Origin of the sequence: Mycolicibacterium arseniciresistens, from assembly GCF_030519285.1 — a bacterium.
Lineage (GTDB): Bacteria > Actinomycetota > Actinomycetes > Mycobacteriales > Mycobacteriaceae > Mycobacterium > Mycobacterium arseniciresistens.
The window spans coordinates 1-21566 of the sequence record NZ_JAUMSQ010000023.1; the positions used below are offsets into that span (position 1 = coordinate 1).

At 70.3% G+C, this 21566-nt stretch carries 24 protein-coding genes; 17 read left to right on the top strand and 7 right to left on the bottom strand.

Annotation, left to right across the window (positions count from 1 at the left end):
* From Q2100_RS05290 to Q2100_RS05305, 4 genes are all read left to right on the top strand, one after another.
* A partial coding sequence (locus Q2100_RS05290; RefSeq protein WP_302913128.1) for a WHG domain-containing protein occupies window positions 1-186 on the top strand: 186 nt, incomplete at its 5' end.
* Window positions 187-212: 26 nt separating this feature from the next.
* Window positions 213-710: a glutathione peroxidase gene (locus Q2100_RS05295; RefSeq protein ID WP_302913129.1), complete on the top strand. Its 498-nt coding sequence runs from the start codon at window positions 213-215 to the stop codon at window positions 708-710.
* Window positions 711-769: 59 nt separating this feature from the next.
* On the top strand, window positions 770-1474 hold the full coding sequence (locus Q2100_RS05300; RefSeq protein ID WP_302913130.1) for a DUF2334 domain-containing protein: 705 nt from the start codon (window positions 770-772) through the stop codon (window positions 1472-1474).
* 37 nt (window positions 1475-1511) lie between these two features.
* Window positions 1512-3155, top strand: a complete 1644-nt coding sequence (locus tag Q2100_RS05305; protein ID WP_302913131.1) for an FAD-binding dehydrogenase — start codon at window positions 1512-1514, stop codon at window positions 3153-3155.
* A gap of 13 nt (window positions 3156-3168) precedes the next feature.
* Here the strand turns inward: Q2100_RS05305 and Q2100_RS05310 are convergent, their stop codons facing one another.
* Window positions 3169-3831 carry an MBL fold metallo-hydrolase gene (locus Q2100_RS05310; protein ID WP_302913132.1) on the bottom strand — a complete coding sequence of 221 codons (663 nt, stop codon included), beginning with the start codon at window positions 3829-3831 and terminating at the stop codon, window positions 3169-3171.
* A gap of 46 nt (window positions 3832-3877) precedes the next feature.
* Here Q2100_RS05310 and Q2100_RS05315 point away from each other — a divergent pair, with 46 nt between their 5' ends.
* Genes Q2100_RS05315 through purQ form a run of 3 tightly spaced genes read left to right on the top strand, consistent with a single transcriptional unit; the run spans window position 3878 to window position 5486 of the window.
* On the top strand, window positions 3878-4537 hold the full coding sequence (locus tag Q2100_RS05315) for an ATPase (RefSeq protein ID WP_302913133.1): 660 nt from the start codon (window positions 3878-3880) through the stop codon (window positions 4535-4537).
* A gap of 35 nt (window positions 4538-4572) precedes the next feature.
* Window positions 4573-4812 carry a phosphoribosylformylglycinamidine synthase subunit PurS gene (gene purS, locus Q2100_RS05320; protein WP_264013966.1) on the top strand — a complete coding sequence of 80 codons (240 nt, stop codon included), beginning with the start codon at window positions 4573-4575 and terminating at the stop codon, window positions 4810-4812.
* Entirely contained in the window at window positions 4809-5486 is a 678-nt protein-coding gene (purQ, locus tag Q2100_RS05325; protein ID WP_302913134.1) for a phosphoribosylformylglycinamidine synthase subunit PurQ, read from the top strand. The genes purS and purQ overlap by 4 nt, the downstream gene beginning before the upstream one ends.
* Window positions 5487-5502: 16 nt before the next feature.
* Here the strand turns inward: purQ and Q2100_RS05330 are convergent, their stop codons facing one another.
* Both Q2100_RS05330 and Q2100_RS05335 read right to left on the bottom strand, forming a co-directional pair.
* Complete coding sequence (locus Q2100_RS05330; protein ID WP_264013964.1) at window positions 5503-6300, bottom strand: family 1 encapsulin nanocompartment shell protein; 798 nt, start codon at window positions 6298-6300, stop codon at window positions 5503-5505.
* Entirely contained in the window at window positions 6297-7322 is a 1026-nt protein-coding gene (locus tag Q2100_RS05335; protein WP_302913135.1) for a Dyp-type peroxidase, read from the bottom strand. Before Q2100_RS05335 ends, Q2100_RS05330 begins: the two co-directional genes overlap by 4 nt.
* A gap of 51 nt (window positions 7323-7373) precedes the next feature.
* Between Q2100_RS05335 and Q2100_RS05340 the strand changes: the two genes are divergently transcribed.
* Genes Q2100_RS05340 through Q2100_RS05370 form a run of 7 tightly spaced genes read left to right on the top strand, consistent with a single transcriptional unit; the run spans window position 7374 to window position 15078 of the window.
* The gene (locus Q2100_RS05340) at window positions 7374-8648 is read left to right on the top strand and encodes a M18 family aminopeptidase (RefSeq protein WP_302913136.1); all 1275 of its coding nucleotides are present in this window, start codon (window positions 7374-7376) and stop codon (window positions 8646-8648) included.
* Between the two features lie 50 nt (window positions 8649-8698).
* Window positions 8699-9742, top strand: a complete 1044-nt coding sequence (locus Q2100_RS05345) for an amidohydrolase family protein (protein ID WP_302913137.1) — start codon at window positions 8699-8701, stop codon at window positions 9740-9742.
* A gap of 15 nt (window positions 9743-9757) precedes the next feature.
* Window positions 9758-10105: a VOC family protein gene (locus Q2100_RS05350; protein ID WP_302913138.1), complete on the top strand. Its 348-nt coding sequence runs from the start codon at window positions 9758-9760 to the stop codon at window positions 10103-10105.
* A 29-nt stretch (window positions 10106-10134) separates the two neighbouring features.
* On the top strand, window positions 10135-10398 hold the full coding sequence (locus tag Q2100_RS05355; RefSeq protein ID WP_302913139.1) for a hypothetical protein: 264 nt from the start codon (window positions 10135-10137) through the stop codon (window positions 10396-10398).
* Window positions 10395-12692, top strand: a complete 2298-nt coding sequence (gene purL / locus Q2100_RS05360) for a phosphoribosylformylglycinamidine synthase subunit PurL (protein WP_302913140.1) — start codon at window positions 10395-10397, stop codon at window positions 12690-12692. The genes Q2100_RS05355 and purL overlap by 4 nt, the downstream gene beginning before the upstream one ends.
* Entirely contained in the window at window positions 12689-14455 is a 1767-nt protein-coding gene (locus tag Q2100_RS05365; protein ID WP_407667578.1) for an alpha/beta hydrolase, read from the top strand. Before purL ends, Q2100_RS05365 begins: the two co-directional genes overlap by 4 nt.
* Window positions 14455-15078, top strand: coding sequence for an Rv0804 family intramembrane glutamic endopeptidase (locus Q2100_RS05370; protein WP_302913141.1), 624 nt, complete (start codon window positions 14455-14457; stop codon window positions 15076-15078). Before Q2100_RS05365 ends, Q2100_RS05370 begins: the two co-directional genes overlap by 1 nt.
* Window positions 15079-15084: 6 nt before the next feature.
* On the opposite strand, the gene Q2100_RS05375 is transcribed toward Q2100_RS05370, so the two are convergent.
* Together Q2100_RS05375 and Q2100_RS05380 are read right to left on the bottom strand one after the other, a co-directional pair.
* Window positions 15085-15501: a PPOX class F420-dependent oxidoreductase gene (locus Q2100_RS05375; protein WP_302913142.1), complete on the bottom strand. Its 417-nt coding sequence runs from the start codon at window positions 15499-15501 to the stop codon at window positions 15085-15087.
* A gap of 49 nt (window positions 15502-15550) precedes the next feature.
* Window positions 15551-16756 carry an MCE family protein gene (locus Q2100_RS05380; protein ID WP_302913143.1) on the bottom strand — a complete coding sequence of 402 codons (1206 nt, stop codon included), beginning with the start codon at window positions 16754-16756 and terminating at the stop codon, window positions 15551-15553.
* 16 nt (window positions 16757-16772) lie between these two features.
* Between Q2100_RS05380 and Q2100_RS05385 the strand changes: the two genes are divergently transcribed.
* Window positions 16773-17165: a sterol carrier family protein gene (locus Q2100_RS05385; RefSeq protein ID WP_302913144.1), complete on the top strand. Its 393-nt coding sequence runs from the start codon at window positions 16773-16775 to the stop codon at window positions 17163-17165.
* A 130-nt stretch (window positions 17166-17295) separates the two neighbouring features.
* The gene (gene purF / locus Q2100_RS05390) at window positions 17296-18873 is read left to right on the top strand and encodes an amidophosphoribosyltransferase (RefSeq protein WP_407667580.1); all 1578 of its coding nucleotides are present in this window, start codon (window positions 17296-17298) and stop codon (window positions 18871-18873) included.
* 3 nt (window positions 18874-18876) lie between these two features.
* Here purF and Q2100_RS05395 read toward each other — a convergent pair whose 3' ends face one another.
* A complete protein-coding gene (locus Q2100_RS05395; protein ID WP_302913146.1) occupies window positions 18877-19857 on the bottom strand; it encodes an NAD(P)H-binding protein in 981 nt (326 codons plus the stop codon).
* 73 nt (window positions 19858-19930) lie between these two features.
* Window positions 19931-20377, bottom strand: a complete 447-nt coding sequence (locus tag Q2100_RS05400) for a cupin domain-containing protein (protein ID WP_302913147.1) — start codon at window positions 20375-20377, stop codon at window positions 19931-19933.
* A gap of 107 nt (window positions 20378-20484) precedes the next feature.
* Here Q2100_RS05400 and purM point away from each other — a divergent pair, with 107 nt between their 5' ends.
* Window positions 20485-21558: a phosphoribosylformylglycinamidine cyclo-ligase gene (gene purM, locus Q2100_RS05405; protein WP_302913148.1), complete on the top strand. Its 1074-nt coding sequence runs from the start codon at window positions 20485-20487 to the stop codon at window positions 21556-21558.
* Window positions 21559-21566 lie beyond the last annotated feature (8 nt).

Genomic DNA, 21566 nt, shown 5'->3' on the forward strand with positions numbered 1-21566 from the left:
GAGCTGGCCCGCGGCGTCGGCACCCTCGCCGACGACCGTGCCGAGGCCGATCCCGAAGCCGCCGCGCTCGCCGCGTGGTCGCTGGTGCACGGCTTCTCGCTGCTCTGGCTCAACCAGGCCGTCGACACCGACGCCGATCCGATCGCCACCGCCCGCCGTACCGCCACGATGCTCTTCGGTCGCTGACCCAGGGCCTGCGGTAGCGTGCGGACATGGCTGACACGTCGCTGTCCGACATCCCGCTGACCACCCTCGACGGCACCCCCACCAACCTCGCCGAGATCACCGACGGCGCGGTGCTCGTGGTGAACGTCGCCTCGAAATGTGGTCTGACGCCGCAGTACAGCGCCCTGGAGCGGCTGGCCCAGGAGTACGGCAGGCGCGGCCTGACCGTCATCGGCGTGCCCTGCAACCAGTTCATGGGCCAGGAGCCCGGCAGTGCCGAGGAGATCCAGACCTTCTGCTCGCAGAACTACGGCGTGACGTTCCCGCTGCTGGCCAAGACCGACGTCAACGGGCCGGACCGGCATCCGCTCTACGTCGAGCTGACCAAGACACCCGACGCCGGCGGCGAGGCCGGTGACATCCAGTGGAACTTCGAGAAGTTCCTCATCGCACCCGACGGCTCCGTGGTCAACCGGTTCCGTCCGCGCACCGAGCCGGACGCACCGGAGGTCATCACCGCCATCGAAGCGGTCTTGCCGCGATAGACAACTCCCGCCCACGTGTCGGCAACCGTCACGACACCTGGCGTTGCCACACTGCACATGTGGCTGGACAACTGATCGTCTCGATCGCCCATATCAGCGAACGCACGCTGCCCCACGTCGCCTCGTTCTGCGCCGAACTCGACGCGCGCAACGTGCCGTCGTCGTTCCTGGTCGCCCCCCGCCTCAAGGGGGGCTACCGGCTGGACCGCGACGAGCGGACGGTGGGCTGGCTGACAGAACGCCGCGCGGACGGCGCCGCCATCGTGCTGCACGGCTTCGACGAGGCCGCGACCAAGCAGCGCCGCAGCGAGTTCGCCACCCTGCCCGCGCACGAGGCCAACCTGCGGTTGATGGGCGCCGACCGGGTGCTCGAACACCTCGGTCTGCGCACCCGGCTGTTCGCCGCCCCCGGCTGGACCGTCTCGCAGGGCACCGTGACGGCATTGCCCCGCAACGGCTTCCGTCTGATGGCCGGCCTCACCGGGATCACCGACCTGGTGCGGCAGACCACCGTGCGCGCCCGCGTCGTCGGTATCGGCGCCGGCTTCCTCACCGAACCGTGGTGGTGCCGCACGCTGGTGCTCACCGCCGACCGCACCGCCCGCCGCGGTGGCATGGTCCGGCTCGCGGTGTCGGCCAAACAGCTGCACCGTCCCGGTCCGCGGCAGGCCGTGCTGGACGCCGTCGACCTCGCGCTCATGCACCGGTGCGCACCGGCGGTCTACAGCTGGACGACGCCCGTGGCGCTCACCGACGCCGCCTGAGCTCCGCGCACAGCGGGCAGGGCTAACGTAGCGTCCTGTGGACGCTGACGTCATAGTCGTAGGAGCCGGCCTGGCCGGTCTGGTCGCGGCCTGCGAGCTCGTCGAGCGGGGCCGGCGCGTGCTAATCGTCGACCAGGAGAACGCCGCCAACGTCGGTGGTCAGGCGTACTGGTCGTTCGGTGGGCTGTTCTTCGTCGACAGCCCCGAACAGCGCAGGCTCGGCATCCGCGACAGCCACGAACTCGCACTGCAGGACTGGCTGGGCTCGGCCGGCTTCGACCGGCCCGAGGACCACTGGCCGCGGCAATGGGCGCACGCCTACGTCGACTTCGCGGCGGGGGAGAAGCGCAGCTGGTTGCGGGCCCGCGGACTGCAGACCTTCCCGCTCGTCGGGTGGGCCGAGCGGGGCGGCTACGGCGCCACCGGGCACGGCAATTCCGTGCCGCGCTTCCACGTCACGTGGGGCACCGGCCCAGCGATCGTCGAGGTGTTCGAGCGGCGGCTGCGTGCGGACCCGGGCACGGTGCGGTTCGCGCACCGGCACCGCGTCGACGAGTTGATCGTCGAGGGCGGCGCCGTCACCGGCGTGCGGGGCGCCGTCCTCGAACCGTCGACCGCGGTGCGGGGTGCGCCGTCGTCACGGAACACTGTCGGCGAGTTCGAGTTTCGCGCCTCGGCGGTGATCGTCTCCAGCGGCGGCATCGGCGGCAACCACGACCTGGTGCGGAAGAACTGGCCGCCCAGGATGGGCCGGGTGCCCGAACAGTTGATCAGCGGTGTGCCCGCCCACGTCGACGGGCGGATGATCGGCATCACCGAGGCCGCCGGAGCGCGGGTGATCAACGCCGACCGCATGTGGCACTACACCGAGGGCATCACCAACTACGACCCGATCTGGCCGCTGCACGGCATCCGGATCCTGCCCGGCCCGTCGTCATTGTGGCTGGACGCCAACGGGAAACGGCTGCCCGTGCCGTTGTACCCGGGCTTCGACACCCTCGGCACACTGGAACACATCTGCACCACCGGGCAGGACTACACCTGGTTCATCCTCAACGCGCGGATCATCGAGAAGGAGTTCGCGCTGTCGGGGCAGGAGCAGAACCCCGACCTCACCGGCCGGAGCGTGCGGCAGGTGCTGGCCAGGGTGCGACCGGGCGCACCGGCCCCGGTGCAGGCCTTCGTCGACCGGGGCGTCGACTTCGTCAGCGCGAACTCGTTGCGGGAGTTGGTCGCCGCGATGAACGGCGTGCCCGCCGTGGTGCCGCTCGACTACGACGCCGTGGCCGCTGAGGTGACCGCACGCGACCGCGAGGTGGAGAACCGGTTCACCAAGGACAGCCAGATCACCGCGATCCGCGGAGCCAGGGCGTATCTCGGCGACCGGTTCAGCCGGGTGGTCGCCCCGCACCGCCTCACCGACCCGAAGGCCGGGCCGCTGATCGCGGTGAAGTTGCACATCCTGACCCGGAAGTCGTTGGGCGGGTTGGAGACCGACCTCGATTCCCGCGTGCTGACCGCCGACGGGTCCGCGTATCCGGGGCTGTACGCGGCCGGCGAGGCGGCCGGCTTCGGCGGCGGCGGCGTGCACGGCTACCGCTCGCTGGAGGGGACCTTCCTGGGCGGCTGCATCTTCTCCGGCCGGGCCGCCGGCCGCGGCGCCGCCCGCGACATCGCCTGAGGCCCGGCTCAGGTCAGAACGCGGTGCCGTTCTCCGGTTCGAGCACACGGAAATCGGTGTCGGTCATCTCCGAGAGCCTGCCGTAGTAGATGCCGCGCGCACTCGGGTCGATGATCGCCTGGTGGATGGGCACCGCCTGGGCCGGCGCGACCGCCCGCAGGTAGTCGACCGCCTCGGAGATCTTCATCCACGGTGCCGCTGCCGGGGTGGCCAGTACCTCGACCGGCTCACCGGGCACGAACAGCGCGTCACCAGGATGCATGAGCCGGGCCGGGTGATCGCCGTCGCCGAGCAGGTAGGAGATGTTGTCGATCACCGGGATCTCCGGATGGATCACGGCGTGCCTGCCGCCGACGCCGCGTACCTGCAGGTGGCCGATGCCGAACTCGTCGCCGACGTGCACGGCCCGCCACGGCTCGCCCAGCTGCTCCGCGGTCTGCGGGTCGGCGTAGAGGGCGGCCTGCGGGTTGGCCTCCAGCAGGGCAGGCAGCCGCTCGGTGTCGGCGTGGTCGGGGTGCTGGTGGGTGATCAGGATCGCCGACAGGCCGGTGATGCCCTCGAAGCCGTGGGAGAACGTGCCGGGGTCGAAGAGCACCGTCGTCTCGGCCCCGGATTCACCGGATCCGGCGGAAAAGCTGGCGAGAAGGCAGGAATGGCCGAAATGCGTCAGTTGCATGCCTATATTGTGGCGCTCGGGCGGGGCGTGAGCGCGGGGGTTCTCGATGCGAATTCTGCTGGCGGCGGTGCTGGCCGGCTGTGGGTTGGCGTTCGCGCCCGCTCATGGGGACGCCGCCCCGCTGGACTGCCCGCCGTTCTGCGACCGGATTCCGCAGTCCGCCTGGATCGCCCCGAGCTCGATCCCGCTGCACGACGCCTACCGATGGCCCGAACTCGGCGCCGTCGCCACCCCGGTGACGGCGCCACTGTTCCGGTTCGAAGAGGCGTGCGCCTCGCCACCGGTCGACGACGCACGCGCCTACGCCGTGGCGTCCCGCGCCGTCGTGACCTCGCCCGACGGCATGTGGCACCTGCAGGCGCAGGTGATGCACTGGCGCGGGGAGGCCTGGCGGGCCGGTGAGACGGCGACCGAGGTCTACGACGCGGGTGTCGCCGCACTGCGCCGGTGCCAGCTGACCGCCCCGCACACCTCGCCATCGCTCACCACCGCCGAACCGGAGCGCAAAGCCGCGGTGATCAGCGACGCAGCCGGACCGACGCTGCACGAATACCTGCTGGTCGACCCGCGCAGCGGCACGATCAGCGAGCTGGCGCTGTGGTCGACGGGCCGGCAGGCCCGCCCGTGGCCGGCCGTCGCGGACGCCGATGTCCTCGACGCGATGGCCGCCCCGCTGTGCGTCGCCTACATCGACTCGTGCCGGTAGGGCGGCTGCGCCACCCACGCCGGTACAGTTGTCCCGTGGCAAGGGTGGTGGTGCATGTGATGCCCAAGGCGGAGATCCTCGATCCGCAGGGCCAGGCAATCGTCGGTGCGCTCGGTCGCCTCGGCATCGCCGGAGTGTCAGATGTCAGGCAGGGCAAGAGATTCGAACTCGAGGTCGACGACAGCGTGACCGACGAGACGATCGCCGAGATCGCCGAATCCCTGCTGGCGAACACGGTGATCGAGGATTGGTCGGTCAGCAGGGAGCAGGCATGACGGCGCGTGTGGGGGTCATCACATTCCCCGGCACCCTCGATGACATCGACGCCGCCCGCGCGGTGCGGCTCTCAGGCGCCGAGGCGGTCAGCCTGTGGCATGCCGACGCCGACCTCAAGGGGGTCGACGCGGTCGTGGTGCCCGGCGGCTTCTCCTACGGCGACTACCTGCGCGCGGGCGCGATCGCGAAGTTCGCCCCGGTGATGGGTGAGGTGGTCCGCGATGCCCGCGAGGGGCTGCCGGTGCTCGGCATCTGCAACGGCTTCCAGGTGCTGTGCGAGGCGGGTCTGCTGCCCGGTGCGCTCACCCGCAACGCCGGCCTGCACTTCGTGTGCCGCGACATCTGGCTGGAGGTCGCCTCGACGTCCTCGGCGTGGTCCACCCGCTTCGAACCGGGCGCCGACGTCCTGGTCCCGCTCAAGTCGGGGGAGGGCCGCTACGTCGCCGACGAGAAGACCCTCGACGAACTCGAGGGCGAGGGCCGGGTGGTGTTCCGCTACCGCGACAACCCCAACGGGTCGATGCGCGACATCGCGGGCGTCAGCTCGGCCGACGGCCGCGTCGTCGGCCTGATGCCGCACCCCGAGCACGCCACCGAGGCGTTGACCGGTCCGTCCGACGACGGCCTCGGCCTGTTCTACTCGGCGCTGGACGCGGTGCTCGCGTCGGCCTGAGCGCCTCGCGACCGGCTCAGGCCGTCAGGGCGACCGACGCCTCGGCGGTGTAGCAGAGGAACGTCAGCGTCTCCTGCAGGTACAGCTGCACGGTGTCGGCGTCGTGCGACAGGTATCCGATCGACACGTCGGTGCCGAGCTGCAGATCGAAATCCCCACCGCGGGTGGACAACACGAATGCCCCGTCGATGGCCGGCGCCCAGATGATGTCGCCGTCGACGAGCCGGTTGAGGTGCTCGCGGATCGGATAGCCGTTCACCGTCGTCTCGCTCACCTGCGTGTACACGTCGGCCGACAGCAGCACGCTGTACGGGCCGTCGACGCCGGCCAGCCTCAGTTCCGACAGCGCCTGGGTGATGACGTCGGGGATCTCCCGCGGATCGGCGGGCAGTTTGAGGTTCGGGCAGGAACTCGAGCCGCGGATGCCCTCGATCGACGCGGCCGGATAGCCCTCGAAGATCGCGCGGTCCTCGACGAACGCCAGCTTCTTCGCGGCGTCCTTGACCGGATCCCAGTCGGAGTCCTGCGAACCGCGTTCGACGTCGTCGATCGCGCTGCGCGACACCGTGAACGGGACCCGCAGCCGCACCAGCGGCCTGCTGTCGCGCAGATGCGCGAACACGCCGTCGCCCGGTGACGTCACGTCGACCAGATGGCCGGTGCTGATCGCCGCGGTGACCGGGCCACCCGGCTCGCTCACGTCGACGACGCGACGACCGGCGATGTGGCGCTTGAACGTTCGGGTCGCCTCCTGTTCGATCTGCTCCCATGCCCCGTCGGTGACCGGTGCCAGCTCGCGGTAGAGGTTGTTCATCGGGACTGTCCTTTCAGGCTGCCGATCGAGAGGGAACCGGCATAGGCGGGGGACGGCGCGGGAGGCGCGGCCGGGACGGCGGCCGCGCCGGGCAACGGCGGTGGGTCGTCGAGGAAGTCGATCGTCGGGGAGAAGAACATGCCGCCCGTCACGGCGGTGGAGAAGTCCAGGATGCGGTCGGTGTTCCCGGGCGGATCGCCGATGAACATGTTGCGCAGCATCCGCTCGGTCACCGCGGCGGTCCGCGAGTAGCCGATGAAGTAGGTGCCGAACTCGGAACGGCCGATCTCGCCGAACGGCATGTTGTGCCGCAGGATCTTGAGCTCGTTGCCCGCGTCGTCGGTGATGACGTTGAGCGCGATGTGCGCGTTCGCGGGCTTCGCGTCGTCACCCAGTTCGACGTCGTCGAGCTTGGTGCGGCCGATCACCCGCTCCTGCTCGCCGACCGGCAACGCATTCCACGACCCCATGTCGTGCAGGTACTTCTGCACGTGTACGTAGCAGCCGCCGGCGAAATCGGGGTCCTCGTCCCCGATCTGCGTCGCGCTGCGCGCCAGCGGGCCGTCCGGGTTCTCCGTGCCGTCGACGAAGCCCATCAGGTCCCGGTTGTCGAAGAACTTGAAGCCGTGCACCTCGTCGACGACGGTGACGGCGCCGGCCATCGCCTCGACCAGCTTGGTGGCCAGTTCGAAGCACACGTCCATCGATTCCGCGCGGATGTGGAACAGCAGATCGCCGGGCGTCGCGGGGGCGTCGTGCCGCGGACCGTGCAGCGCGACGAAGGGGTGCAGCTCGGCGGGCCGGGGACCGGAGAACAACCGGTCCCACGCGTCGGACCCGATCGAGGCCACCACCGACAGCCGCTTGCTGGGATCGCGAAAACCGATGGAACGCACCAGCCCCGAGATGTCGGCGAGCCCGTCGTGCACCGTTTCCTCGCCGCCGTCGTCGACGGTGAGGACCAGGAACACGGCCGCCGGAGTCAGCGGCGCCAGCACCGGTTGTGGCAGCGGATCGGGCACAACGTGGACCCTAGCGTCAAGATCAGTGAAATCGCCCGTCAAACTTGAAAGATGGCAGCTAGCCCCCAGCACCTCTGTGAGTTCATCGACGCCTCGCCGTCGCCGTTCCACGTCTGCGTCACCGTCGCCGAACGGTTGCGGGCCGAAGGCTTCACCGAACTGGCCGAGTCCGACGCCTGGCCGGCCGATCCGGGTGACTACTTCACGGTGCGGGCGGGGTCACTGGTCGCGTGGCGGGCGGGTGAGGACCCCGGTGCGCCGTTCCGGATTGTCGGCGGCCACACGGACAGCCCCAACCTGCGGGTCAAGCAGCATCCGGACCGCTTCGTGTCGGGCTGGCAGGTGGTGGCGCTGCAGCCCTACGGCGGTGCCTGGCTGAACTCGTGGCTGGACCGCGACCTCGGCGTGAGTGGCCGGCTCTCGGTGCGCGGCGGCGGGGGCGGCGGCGGGAGCGTGCAGGACGTGCTGGTACGCGTCGACGAACCGATCCTGCGGGTGCCGCAGCTGGCGATCCACCTGTCCGACGACCGCAAGGGCGTCACCCTCGACCCGCAGCGACACCTGAACGCGGTGTGGGGCGTGGGGAGCGGAACCCGGTCGTTCCTGGAGTACGTCGCCGACCGTGCGGGCGTGGCGGCCGGCGATGTGCTCGCCGCGGACCTCATGACCCACGACCTCGCGGGTTCGCGCCTCGTCGGCGCGACCGAGGATCTGGTCAGTGCGCCCCGGCTGGACAACCAGGGCACCTGCTACGCCGGGCTGGAAGCCTTCCTCGCCACCACCGCGGCCGGCCGCGCCGTGCCGGTGCTCGCGCTGTTCGACCACGAGGAGGTGGGGTCGACGTCGGATCATGGCGCGCAGTCCGACCTGTTGCCGACCGTGCTGGAACGGATCACGCTGGCGGCCGGCGGCGCGCGCGAAGACCTGCTGCGCCGGCTGTCGGGATCGATGGTGGCCTCCGGCGACATGGCGCACGCCACCCATCCGAACTACCCCGAGCGCCACGAACCCCTGCATCTGATCGAGGTGAACGCCGGACCCGTGCTCAAGGTCCAGCCGAATCTGCGCTACGCCACCGACAGCCGGACCGCCGCGGCATTCCAGCTCGCGTGCGATCAGGCCGGCGTCCCGCTGCAGCGCTACGAGCACCGCGCCGACCTGCCGTGCGGGTCGACCATCGGCCCGATGACCTCGGCGCGCACCGGCATCCCGACCGTCGACGTCGGTGCGGCCCAGCTCGCGATGCACTCGGCGCGCGAGCTGATGGGCGCGCACGACGTCGCGGCGTATTCGGCGGCGCTGCAGGCGTTCCTGGCGCCTGCCTGATTTCCGCGGATTCGCCTGCCGATGCGGCGTCGGCGCGCCACAGTGAACCCGTGATCGCACGAGACGTGGTGGACGCGCACATCCACCAGTGGGACCCGTTCACCACCCCGCGCAAGGTGTCGGCGGTCGCGAAGGTGGTGCGCCGCGCGCCGCTGGTGATGCCGGCGCTGGTGCGGGTGTTCCCGCGCAGCAACCGCGAGTTCGTCGGCGATGCGCGGTATCTGTTCGACCGGTACCTGCCCGAGGACTACCGGGACGACGCGGCGGCCGCCGGCGTGCGCACCGTCGTCCACGTCCAGGCGGGCTGGGAGTCGAAGGAACCGCTCGGCGCGGTCGACGAGACGCGGTGGATCGCGGCGCTGCCGTTCGGCCGCGACGGCGCGCCTTCCCTCGGCGCGATCGTGGTGCACGCCGACCCCGGTGAGTCCGGTGTGGCCGGAGTGCTCGACGCCCACCTCGAGGCGAGCCCGCTCGTGCGGGGCGTGCGCTGCCTGGCCGCCCACCACGACGACCCCGGCGTGATGGACTGGACAGCCTCGCCGCACCTGCTCGCCGCGCCATCGTTCCTCCGTGGTTTCGCGGCGGTGGCCGAGCGCGGCCTCACCTTCGACATCTGGGTCTACAGCCACCAGCTCCCCGACGCGGCGAAGCTCGCCCGCGAGTACCCGCAGACCACCTTCGTGCTCGACCACTTCGCCACGCCGGTGGGTGCGCTCGGCCCGCGCGGCCGGCACACCGGCACCACCGGAGCCGAGCGCGGCGACATCCTGGCCCGCTGGCGTGACGACATCGCCGCACTCGCCGCGCTGCCCAACGTCGTCGCCAAGCTCGGCGGCCTCGGCATGCCGGTGCTGGGCGCCGGGGCTGTGCCGCGCGAACGACTGCGTGACCTCGCCGCACCGCTGATCGCCCACCTGTATTCGGTGTTCGGGCCGCAGCGCTCGTTCTGGGCGTCGAACTATCCGATCGACAAGCCCAATGTGTGGTTGCCGGACAGCATCTGGATGCTGCGCGAGGTCCTGGGCGACGCGTTCGACGAGGACGCCGTGCTGCGCGACAACGCCCGGCGTGTCTATCGGTTGTCGGTGGCCTGACCTAGGGTCGGGTCCATGGCACTCAGAGTGGAGACGCTGACCTTCGACTGTGACGACCCGGACGGGCTGGCCGCCTGGTGGGCAGGGGCGGTGGGCGGTGACGTCAACGCCGTCGTGCCAGGCGAATTCGTGCTCGTCGCGCAGGCGAACGGCCCGCAACTGGGCTTCCAGCGGGTGCCCGACCCGACGCCGGGAAAGAACAAGCTGCACCTCGACTTCGCGGCCGCTGACGTGGAGGCGGAGGTGGCCCGGCTGGTGGGCCTCGGTGCGGAGGAGACGGGTCGCCACAGCTTCGGCGAGGAATTCCGCTGGGTGGTGCTCGCCGACCCGGCGGGCAACGCGTTCTGCGTCGCGGAGGGATGAGCGTCCACGGGCGGTGAAATGATCGCGCCGTGCTGCTGTCACTGATCGCCGTCTCCGTGGTGCTCGCCGGCTGGTCGCTGCTGGCCTTCAACACGCTGTCCGACACGGCCGAACACGAGGTCCTGCTGGCGATGGTGATCACCGTGCTGGGCAGCGTGGTGCTGCACGGACTGGGCGCTCCAGCGGCGGCACGCGCGCACGCGCGGAGCGGTGATCGGGAGCACAGTGCCCCGGGGCGACTAGGTGCGGCGGGCAGGAGCGAAGCGACAGGGGAATTAGACTGGTCCCCGTGACGCAGGAGGTCGGACCCACACTGGACACCGTCGAGCGGGCGGCAGCCAGCCCCGACCAACCCCAGCCCCACCGCGAACTGGGCCTCAAGGACGACGAGTACCAGCGGATCCGCGAGATACTCGGCCGTAGGCCCACCGACGCCGAGCTGGCGATGTACTCGGTGATGTGGAGTGAACACTGCTCCTACAAGTCCTCGAAGGTGCATCTGCGCTACTTCGGCGAGACGACCACCGACGAGATGCGCGCCGGGATGCTGGCCGGCATCGGCGAGAACGCCGGCGTGGTCGACATCGGCGACGGCTGGGCGGTCACGTTCAAGGTCGAGTCACACAACCACCCCTCCTACGTGGAGCCCTACCAGGGGGCGGCCACCGGCGTCGGCGGCATCGTGCGCGACATCATGGCGATGGGCGCCCGCCCGGTCGCGGTGATGGACCAGCTGCGCTTCGGCGCGGCCGACGCCCCCGACACCCGCCGGGTGCTCGACGGTGTGGTGCGCGGCATCGGCGGCTACGGCAATTCGCTCGGCCTGCCGAACATCGGCGGCGAAACGGTCTTCGACGCCTCCTACGCAGGCAACCCGTTGGTCAACGCCCTGTGCGTCGGCGCGATGCGCACCGAGGATCTGCATCTGGCCTTCGCATCGGGCACCGGCAACAAGATCATCCTGTTCGGCGCGCGCACCGGCCTGGACGGCATCGGCGGGGTGTCGGTGCTGGCGTCGGAGACGTTCGGCGGCGACGAGGGATCGGGGCCCGGACGCAAGAAGCTGCCCAGCGTGCAGGTCGGCGACCCCTTCATGGAGAAGGTGCTCATCGAGTGCTGCCTCGAGTTGTACGCCGCCGGTCTGGTGGTCGGCATCCAGGACCTCGGTGGCGCCGGACTGTCCTGCGCCACATCCGAACTCGCGTCGGCCGGCGACGGTGGCATGCGCATCGAGCTGGACCGCGTGCCCCTGCGTGCGAAGAACATGACACCGGCGGAGGTGCTGTCCAGCGAGTCGCAGGAACGCATGTGCGCGGTGGTCACTCCCGACAACGTCGACGCGTTCATGGCGGTGTGCCGCAAGTGGGAGGTGCTGGCCACGGTCATCGGGGAGGTCAGCGACGGCGACCGGCTGGAGATCACCTGGCACGGTGAGACCGTCGTCGACGTCCCGCCGCGCACCGTGGCGCACGAGGGTCCGGTCTACCAGCGCCCGCTGGCCCGGCCCGACAGCCAGGACGCGCTGACGGCCGACACCACCGCCGGACTACCCCGGCCGCAGACCGGTGACGAACTGCGCGCCACCCTGCTGGCCATGGTGGGCAGCCCGCACCTGTGCAGCCGGGCGTACATCACCGAGCAGTACGACCGCTACGTGCGCGGCAACACCGTGCTCGCCGAACACGCCGACGGCGGTGTGCTGCGCATCGACGAGGCCACCGGCCGCGGCGTCGCGGTCTCCACCGACGCGAGCGGCCGCTACACCGCGCTCGACCCCTATGCGGGGGCGCAACTGGCGCTCGCCGAGGCCTACCGCAACGTGGCCGTCACCGGCGCGACCCCCGTCGCCGTGACCAACTGCCTGAACTTCGGCTCGCCGGAGGACCCCGGCGTGATGTGGCAGTTCTCCGAAGCGGTCCGCGGGCTCGCCGACGGGTGTGCCGCACTGGGCATCCCGGTCACCGGCGGCAACGTCAGCTTCTACAACCAGACCGGCAGCACCCCGATCCTGCCCACCCCCGTGGTGGGCGTGCTCGGCGTGATCGACGACGTCAAGCGCCGCATCCCCACCGGCCTCGGCACCGAGCCCGGAGAGACGCTGATCCTGCTCGGCGAGACCCGCGACGAGTTCGACGGCTCCATCTGGGCGCAGGTCACCGCGGGCCACCTCGGCGGCACGCCACCGCAGGTGGACCTCGACCGGGAGAAGCTGCTCGGCGAGGTGCTGACCGCCGCATCGCGCGACGGCCTGATCTCCGCGGCCCACGACCTGTCCGAGGGCGGACTGATCCAGGCTGTGGTCGAGGCGGCACTGGCGGGCGAAACCGGTTGCCGCGTCATTCTTCCCGACGGAGCCGATCCGTTCGTCACGCTCTTCTCCGAGTCGGCGGGCAGGGTGCTGGTCGCCGTGCCGCGCACCGAGGAGAGCCGGTTCCGGTCGATGTGCGAGGCGCGCGGCCTACCCGCCACCCGCATCGGTGTGGCGGACGACGGCAGCGACGCCGTCGAGGTGCAGGACCAATTCAGCGTGTCCCTCGCGGAGCTGCGCAGCACGTCGGAGGGCGTGCTCCCCGGATTGTTCGGGTGAGTGCGCCGACCGACGACCGTACCGGCGAGCGACTCGCCGAGGGGGAACAACGCCGAACGCGCCACCCGCTGCTGATCTGGGCCTGGAGCCTGATCCGCCTCGACTTCGTCGGGATCGGCTTCGGTGCGCTGTTCTTCTGCCTGTCGCTGACGCCGTCACTGTTGCCGCGGGACTGGCTGTTCCAGGGACTGATCGGCGGCATCAACGGCGCCATCGGCTACGGGATCGGCGTGTTCACCGCGACGATGCTGCACCGCTTCGTGTTTCGTCATTCCCGGCGCTGGCCGCCGCCGCAGCGGGTGCTGTCCTGGGCCAAGGGGCTGACGGTGGTACTGGCGATCGCCGCCAGCGTGGCGATGCTCGTTCCCGCCGCGGCGTGGCAGCGGCAGGTTTCGGCCGTGACCGGCGTGGAAGGTCCGACCACACTGGGACATTCGCGCACGCTGATCATCGCCGTGCTCGTCGGCGCCGCCTGCGTCGCGGTCACCCGGGTGTTGCTCGACGCGGTGAAGGCGCTTGCCCGGACCTTGATCAGGCGCTGGCACCTGCATCAGGAGGTGGCGCTGTTCATCGGCACCGCCATCGTCGTGGTGCTCGTCATCACGCTGATCAACGGCGTGCTGCTGCGCGGCTTCCTGGCCGGTGCGAACCGGGTGTTCCAGCCACAGAACACCACCACCCGTGACGGCATCGTGGCGCCGACCCAACCGCAGCGCTCGGGCAGCCCGGAATCCTTCGCGTCGTGGGATTCCCTTGGCTTCCAGGGCCGCAACTTCGTCGCGTCCGGGCCGAACGCCGACGAGCTCGAAGCCGTCAACGGGCGCCCGGCGCTGGAGCCGATCAGGGTGTACGCCGGGCTGCAGTCGGCCGACACCGACGAGCAGCGGGTCGCGTTGCTGCTTTCCGAACTCGAGCGCACCGGCGCCTTCGACCGGCAGCTGCTGGTGATCGTCCCGACCACCGGCACCGGGTGGATCAACCCGGTGGCCGCGCGGTCGCTGGAGCTGATGTACAACGGCGACACGGCGATGGTCGGGATGCAGTACTCCTACCTGCCGAGCTGGATCTCGTTCCTGGGTGACCGGCAGAAGTCGATCGACACCGGACGGCTGATGATCGACGCGATCCACGAGCGTTGGGAAAGGCGCCCCGCGGACCGGCGACCCGAATTGGTGCTCTACGGCGAGAGTCTCGGATCGATGGGCGGCCAGGGCGCGTTCGCGTGGCTGCCCGACATCGCCAGGATGGGCTTCTCGTCGGTGCTCTGGGTGGGCCCGCCCAACGCCAGCCCCCTGTGGCGCGCCATCATCGAGCGGCGCGATCCCGGCACGCCGGAGGTCGCCCCGCGCTACGACAACGGGCGCACCGTCCGGTTCTCCGAGGCGACCGGTCCGCAGGAGATCGCGCAGGACACCGCCGACCCGTGGGAGGGCACCCGCGTGCTGTTCCTGCAACACCCGTCGGATCCGATCGTGTGGTGGTCACCGGATCTGCTGTTCTCCCGGCCCGACTGGCTGAGGGAGGCGCCGGGCCGTGACCGCACCGCGTCGATGCGCTGGTACCCGATCGTCACCTTCTGGCAGGTCGGCGCCGACATGACGAACGCGTCGGGGGTGCCGGGCGGGCACGGCCACAATTACGGTGACTCGGTGCTCGACGGATGGGCTGCCGTCGCGCCGCCCGACGGCTGGACCGCCGAGGACACGGCACGCATCCGGCTGGCCCTGGAGAAGTCCGCCGCGGCCGACGGGCCCGAATACTAGTGTCGCGGCGCGGTTTCCGGGCGGTGGCGCTCGCCGTCACCCTCGTCACCCTCAAGGGTTTGGTGAGCCCGCGGCTACCGGCGCGCTGGCATCCGCTGGTGCAGGCCGCCTTCGGCACCGCGCTGGTGCGGCTGACGCGCGCACCGCTCGGCCTGCGGCCGCCCGAGCTCAGGACCGGATTGCGCCATGGCTCGGCCGTGGTCGCTGTCGTGGCGGCGGCCGTCGGGACGGCCACCGTGCTGCCCGCTGTGCGCTCGGCGATGGCGGGCCAGAAGGTGCCCGACCGCCCGGTGCGCTGGCTGCTGCTGCGCATCCCGCTCGGCACGGTGTGGGCCGAGGAGACCGCGTTTCGCGCCGCGCTCGGCACGCTCGCCGCGGAGGCGTTCGGGCCGGACGGCGGGCGGCTGCTGCAGTCCGCGGCGTTCGGGCTGTCGCACATCGCCGACGCGCGGGCAGCCGGTCAGCCGGTGGCGGCCGTGGTCGTGGCGACCGGGCTCGCCGGCTGGGTGTTCGGCCTGCTCGCGGAACGCTCAGGCAGCATCGCCGCGCCGATGCTGGCGCACTTCGCGGTCAACGAGGCGGGGGCCGTTGCCGCGCTGGTGATCCTGCGGCGAACCGCGTGATGAGAATCAGACGTCGCGGATGTCGGCGACGAGATCGTGCGGCGCGGTCTCGGTGTCGTCGATGCCGAAGCTGATGATGCGGCGGGGATGCACGCGGATGATCGCGGGGTCGAGCCCGTCGCCTGAGCCGGCCGTCCCGGCCTGCGCCTGCTCGGCGCTGCCGCGGATCTCCAGGCAGCGCACCCGCCACGGGTCGCGGGAGTAGATGTCGTCGACCACGAACGCCACGCCGGGGTGGTGGGCGATGTTGCGGAACTTCTGGCTGCGCGACATCCGGTAGCCGGCGATGTCGATGGTGCCGAGTTCGTCGTTGTAGGTGAACCCCACCGGACTGTTCTGCGGGGTGCCGTCGGACTGAATCGTGGCGAGCCGACCCAGGTCGGCCTCACGCAGAAATGCGATCTCGCGCGGTTTGAACATCATGCCCGCCAACGTAAAACCTCAACGGAACTTGATGTCAACACACCGACAGTCAGGGATTGATGGTGAGCTCGCCGAACTGGCGGCCCCACACGTAGTCGATCGCAAAGGGCTGGCCGATCTCCAGGTGGTTGTACGGGGCGATGCTGTATCCGGTGTCCATCACCAGGTAGGGCATCGGCCAGAGCTCGCGGGTGATCTTCTGCCAGCACCCCGGTCGGCCGCCCGGGCCGCCGCGGGCGTTCACCCGCGGCAGGTTGTCGGGATAGATGTAAGGGTTCCCCGCACCCGTGGGGGCACCCGCCGACCGCAGTGAGAACCCGTTGTCGCCGCCGAGGGTGCGCTGGATCTCCGGAGCGACGTCGTGATAGTTGCGGATCGTGCAGAAGATCATGCCGCGGTAGTCGTCGAGCAGCTTGGCCGTGGGCCCCAGATCCTCGGCCACCCGGACGAAATACGGGCCGGCCCGCTCGAAGGCGTCGCCCCCGGTGTTCGCGAACCCGATGGACGCGAGCAGGGCGGCGTCCACGTCGGCACGCCGGTCGTTCAGCGCACGTGCGGTCACCACGGCTCCGTCGAGGCCGTCCCACAGGTCCTGCGAGGCGTCTGCGTAGACGTCGGCGAGGTCGGCGAGGTTCGTGACGTCCTCGCGTAGCCGCGGCATCCGGGGGTTGAGGTCGTCGAGGATGGCGTTGCCGTCGGTCAGGGAGCCGCCGAACCGGTCGCCGAGCCCGGTCAGCGCCTGCGCCGTTGTGCTCAGCGTCTGGTTCAGTTTGATCGGGTCGACCTGTTCGGCCAGTGCGGTGACCGTCTCGAACACCGTGTTGAACTCGGTGGTCACCGACGACGCCACCACCACGTCACCGTCTGAAAGGCGTTGCGCGGCAGGATCGGCCGGAGAGCTGAAGGCGATGTACTTGTTGCCGAACACCGTGCTCGCGTTGATGTCGGTCACCACGTTGGCCGGGATGAGCCCCAGGTAGCGGGGATCGACGTCCAGCGACAGCCGGGCCTGCTGAGAGTCGTCGGTGGCGACGGTGCCGATACCGGTGACCCTGCCGATCTCGACCCCGTTGAACGTCACCTTCGACCCAGGATCGACCACCAGCCCCGCGCGTGACGACACCACCGTCAGCTCGGCCCTCGGTGTGAACGCGCCACGGAACTGGAGTGAGAACAGCACGCCGACGACGACCATCAATGCGATCAACGCCGCACCCGCCGTTTTGTACGGCGGGTGGTGGTGAAGATCAATCACTTTGCGACCCTAAGATATGGCCACCCGTCGTAGTCCCGATCCGGCAAAGACCCGCGCCGCCGTCGTGGCGGTCGCCGACTGGCTGCGCGACGCCGTCCGGCCGGAACCGTCGCGCACCGAGCTCGCCGAGGCGGTGCGCCTCACCGCCCGCACCCTCGCCGCGTCGGCGCCCGGCGCCAGCGTCGAAGTACGCGTCCCGCCCTTCGTTGCGGTGCAGTGCATCTCCGGCCCCCGCCACACCCGGGGCAACCCACCCAACGTCGTCGAGACCGACGGGCGGACCTGGCTGCGGCTGGCGACGGGGCTCACGACCGTCGACGCCGCGGTGAGCGCACACGACATCACGCTTTCGGGTTCGCGGGCCGGGGAGATCGCGCAGTGGCTTCCGGTGGTCACGCTCGAGGGTTAGCTTCGCCACAGCCCGGCGGCGTTGTGTGGGCCGCGACGCGGGAATGACCTGCAGCTGCGACGGTGTTGTACCTCCGAGATTCACCGGCGACACTGCCGCCGCGATTCCTCGAACACCCGCCTGTGACCGTATGCTCGGTCATGTCACCCACCGCCCCCACGGAGCAGCCCCTAACGTGACCGGCCAGACAGACCTCGAGCCCGAAGAGGGCCCCAAGGAAGAGTGCGGCGTGTTCGGTGTCTGGGCACCGGGCGAAGACGTCGCGAAACTCACCTACTACGGCCTCTACGCCCTGCAGCACCGCGGCCAGGAGGCGGCGGGCATCGCCGTCGCGGACGGTTCGCAGGTGCTGGTCTTCAAGGATCTGGGCCTGGTCAGTCAGGTGTTCGACGAGCAGACCCTGGCCGCCATGGACGGCCACGTCGCGATCGGCCACTGCCGCTACTCCACCACCGGGTCGACCACGTGGGAGAACGCCCAGCCGGTGTTCCGCAACACCGCGGCGGGCACCGGTGTCGCCCTCGGCCACAACGGCAACCTGGTCAACACCACCGAACTCGCCGCCCGCGCCCGCGACGCCGGGCTGATCAACCCCCGCACACCCGGCGCGGCCACCACGGACTCCGACATCCTTGGCGCGCTGCTGGCCCACGGCGCGGCCGACTCCACGCTCGAGCAGGCCGCGCTGGCGCTGCTGCCCACCGTCCGCGGCGCGTTCTGCGTGACGTTCATGGACGAGAACACCCTCTACGCCGCCCGCGACCCCTACGGCGTACGCCCGCTGTCGCTGGGCCGGCTGGACCGCGGGTGGGTGGTGGCGTCCGAGACCGCCGCGCTCGACATCGTCGGCGCATCGTTCGTCCGCGACATCGAGCCGGGCGAACTGCTGGCCATCGACGCCGACGGGGTGCGCTCCACCCGGTTCGCCAACCCGACGCCGAAGGGCTGCGTCTTCGAGTACGTCTACCTCGCCCGGCCGGACAGCGTCATCGGCGGCCGGTCCGTGCACGGCACCCGCGTCGAGATCGGCCGCCGGCTGGCCGCCGAGAAGCCCGTCGAGGCCGACCTGGTGATCGGTGTCCCCGAATCGGGGACGCCCGCCGCCGTCGGCTACGCGCAGGGCTCCGGCATCCCCTACGGCCAGGGCCTGATGAAGAACGCCTACGTGGGCCGCACCTTCATCCAGCCGTCGCAGACGATTCGGCAGCTGGGCATCAGGCTCAAGCTCAATCCGCTCAAGGAAGTGATCCGCGGCAAGCGGCTGATCGTCGTCGACGACTCCATCGTGCGGGGCAACACGCAGCGCGCACTGATCCGGATGCTGCGCGAGGCGGGTGCGCTCGAGGTGCACGTGCGGATCGCCTCACCGCCGGTGAAGTGGCCGTGCTTCTACGGCATCGACTTCGCCACCCCCGCGGAGCTCATCGCCAACGCCGTCGAGGACGAGGACGAGACACTCGAAGCCGTCCGCCGGGCGATCGGCGCCGACAGCCTCGGCTACATCTCCCAGCACGCCATGATCGCGGCGACCGAACAGCCCGCATCGCGGCTGTGCTCGGCATGTTTCGACGGCAAGTACCCGATCGAGCTGCCGGGCGAGACCGCACTGGGCAAGAACGTCATCGAGCACATGCTGGCCACGGCCGCACGCAACGGGCTGCCGCTGTCGATCGAGAACGACAACGCCTCGGCCGTTCGTCGCCCCTGAGTTCTACTGCGGCGCAGTCGGACTGAACTTCACCAGGTGGCGCCGCCCGCCGGTTGACGCGGTGCCGTCCTGCTGCAGCGCCTCGGTCACCGATTCGCGGTAGGACATCGAACCGCCCGGTGGCGGCGGGATGACGGCGTCGATGTCGTGCTCCGCCATCACCGCGTCGTGCGCCAGCGACTCGACCAGCGGCCGGGCCAGACCGGACGGGATCGGGGTCACCAGACCCACCCACCAACTCGCGATGGACGGCGTCAGGAACGGCATCACGACGATGAATCTCTTCCGGAGACCCGCGACGTTCGCATAGACCTGCATCGCGTCGCCGTACTCCAGGACATCGGGTCCGCCGACGTCCCAGGTCCGTGATTCCGGGATCTCGGCGGTGGCGGACTCGGTCAGGTAGTACAGGACGTCGTCGATCGAGATGGGCTGGATCTTGTTGTGCACCCACTTGGGGGTGGTCATGGCGGGCAGGCGGTCGGTGAGGTGGCGGATCATCTCGAACGACGCGGAGCCCGAGCCGACGACGATGCCCGCCTGCAGCACCACGGTCTCGATGCCGGAGGCGATGAGGATGTCCCCGACCTCGGTACGCGACGCAAGGTGACGCGACAACTCGACGTTCTTGGGGTGCAGGCCACTCAGGTAGACGATCCGCGTGACACCGGCCTTCTTCGCCGCGGCCACCACGTTGGACGCCGAGCGCTTCTCGTCGGCGACGAAGTCCTTCGACGAGCCCATCGAGTGCACCAGGTAGTAGACGACGTCCATGCCCTCGAACGCGGCCACCAGGGAGTCGGGATCGGTGAGGTCGCCGCGCACCACCTCGACGCGGTCGCGCCACGGCGCGTCGTCCAGCTTCTGCGGTGTCCGGGCCATGGCGCGGACCTGACGGCCCTCGTCGAGCAGTCGGGGCACCAGGCGGCTACCGATGTAACCGGTGGCGCCGGTCACCAGGCAGCGGATCTGTTCAGCAGGCACCCGCGGTCTCCATCTCTCGTCAACGTCTCCAGGTATTCGAAGCCGGTACGCCGCCGGATGACCGTTTCAGGGGTCAGGCAAACCCGCAACCCGGATCCGGTGCGTCCTGCGACAGCGGCGCGCCGGCCGGGTTGATGTACAGGATCTCCAGCACCAGGGGCGTCGGCCCGACATTGCGGCCGATGTGGACGTAACCCGGACCGCCCTTCTCGGCGATGTCCTGGCCCGCCACATAGAGGCCGTCCATCGTGCAGTCGGCCCGGTTGTGCATCAGGATGCCCTCCTTGACCGTGCCGAAGAGCTGGCCGGGATGGGAGTGCCAGCCGGTGCTGCCGCCAGGGGCGATGGTGATCCTGCGGAAGATGTAATCGGTCCCGGTCGGGGCGGCGCCGTCGGTCATCTCCCAGGTCACGACGCCTTCAGTGTCCCGCGGCGGGGTTGCCGCGGCCGGTGCTGCCAGGGCCGATGCGGTGAGCACCGACACCGCCGCGGCGAGCGCCGAACGGCGAAAGTTGTCCATGCCGGGTCACGGTGTCACACCCCGGGCCGCCCGGAGCGGAAACGCGCAGGCAGCGATGATCCGAGGCGCGTACCGTGTCGCGGCCGGTACCGGTAGCCTTTCCTTCGATGACCGATCGCGCCGAACAACACGGCATCTCCTACGCGTCGGCCGGGGTGGACATCGAAGCCGGTGACCGCGCCGTCGAACTGTTCAAGCCCCTCGCGGCGAAGGCCACCAGGCCCGAGGTGCGCGGCGGCCTCGGTGGCTTCGCCGGGCTGTTCGCCCTGCGGGGCGGGTACCGCGAACCGGTGCTGGCCTCGTCGACCGACGGGGTGGGCACCAAACTCGCGGTCGCCCAGGCCATGGACAAGCACGACACCGTGGGGCTCGACCTGGTCGCCATGGTCGTCGACGACCTGGTGGTCTGCGGCGCCGAACCGCTGTTCCTGCAGGACTACATCGCCGTCGGCCGCACGGTGCCCGAACGCGTCAGCGAACTGGTGTCCGGTATCGCCAACGGCTGTGTGATCGCCGGCTGCGCTCTGCTGGGCGGCGAGACCGCCGAGCATCCGGGCCTGATGGCGCCCGATCACTACGACATCTCGGCCACCGGCGTCGGCATCGTGGAGGCCGACGACGTGCTGGGGCCCGACCGGGTGAAACCGGGCGACGTCATCATCGCCTTCGGCTCGTCGGGGCTGCACTCCAACGGGTACTCGCTGGCCCGCAAGGTGCTGCTGGAGATCGACCGGATGAACCTCGCCGGTCACGTCGAGGAGTTCGGCCGCACACTCGGCGAAGAGCTCCTCGAACCCACGCGTATCTACGCCAAGGACTGCCTAGCGCTGGCCGCCGAGAGCCAGGTCCGCACGTTCTGCCACATCACCGGCGGTGGACTGGCGGGAAACCTGGAACGCGTCGTGCCCAACGGCCTGTCGGCCGAACTCGACCGCGGCACCTGGACGCCGGCCCCGGTGTTCCAGATGATCGCCCAGCGCGGCCGCGTCGACCGCGCCGAGATGGAACAGACCTTCAACATGGGAATCGGCATGGTGGCCGTCGTCGCGCCGGAGGACACCGACCGCGCGCTGGCCATCCTGACTGCCCGCCATCTCGACTGCTGGACGCTCGGCACCGTCAAGAAGGCCGGTAAGGACGAACCGCGGGCACACCTGGTCGGTCAGCACCCGCGGTTCTGAGCGAAGGG

What these genes read in the sequence shown, in the direction of transcription:
- Q2100_RS05310 (WP_302913132.1), bottom strand. Translation starts at nt 3,831, where the DNA reads ATGCAACTGACGCATTTCGGCCATTCCTGCCTTCTCGCCAGCTTTTCC.
- Q2100_RS05350 (WP_302913138.1), top strand. Translation starts at nt 9,758, where the DNA reads ATGGCACTCAGAGTGGAGACGCTGACCTTCGACTGTGACGACCCGGAC.
- Q2100_RS05315 (WP_302913133.1), top strand. Translation starts at nt 3,878, where the DNA reads ATGCGAATTCTGCTGGCGGCGGTGCTGGCCGGCTGTGGGTTGGCGTTC.
- purM (WP_302913148.1), top strand. Translation starts at nt 20,485, where the DNA reads ATGACCGATCGCGCCGAACAACACGGCATCTCCTACGCGTCGGCCGGG.
- Q2100_RS05295 (WP_302913129.1), top strand. Translation starts at nt 213, where the DNA reads ATGGCTGACACGTCGCTGTCCGACATCCCGCTGACCACCCTCGACGGC.
- Q2100_RS05385 (WP_302913144.1), top strand. Translation starts at nt 16,773, where the DNA reads ATGGCCACCCGTCGTAGTCCCGATCCGGCAAAGACCCGCGCCGCCGTC.
- Q2100_RS05400 (WP_302913147.1), bottom strand. Translation starts at nt 20,377, where the DNA reads ATGGACAACTTTCGCCGTTCGGCGCTCGCCGCGGCGGTGTCGGTGCTC.
- Q2100_RS05340 (WP_302913136.1), top strand. Translation starts at nt 7,374, where the DNA reads ATGGCAGCTAGCCCCCAGCACCTCTGTGAGTTCATCGACGCCTCGCCG.
- purF (WP_407667580.1), top strand. Translation starts at nt 17,296, where the DNA reads ATGCTCGGTCATGTCACCCACCGCCCCCACGGAGCAGCCCCTAACGTG.
- Q2100_RS05330 (WP_264013964.1), bottom strand. Translation starts at nt 6,300, where the DNA reads ATGAACAACCTCTACCGCGAGCTGGCACCGGTCACCGACGGGGCATGG.
- Q2100_RS05375 (WP_302913142.1), bottom strand. Translation starts at nt 15,501, where the DNA reads ATGATGTTCAAACCGCGCGAGATCGCATTTCTGCGTGAGGCCGACCTG.
- purQ (WP_302913134.1), top strand. Translation starts at nt 4,809, where the DNA reads ATGACGGCGCGTGTGGGGGTCATCACATTCCCCGGCACCCTCGATGAC.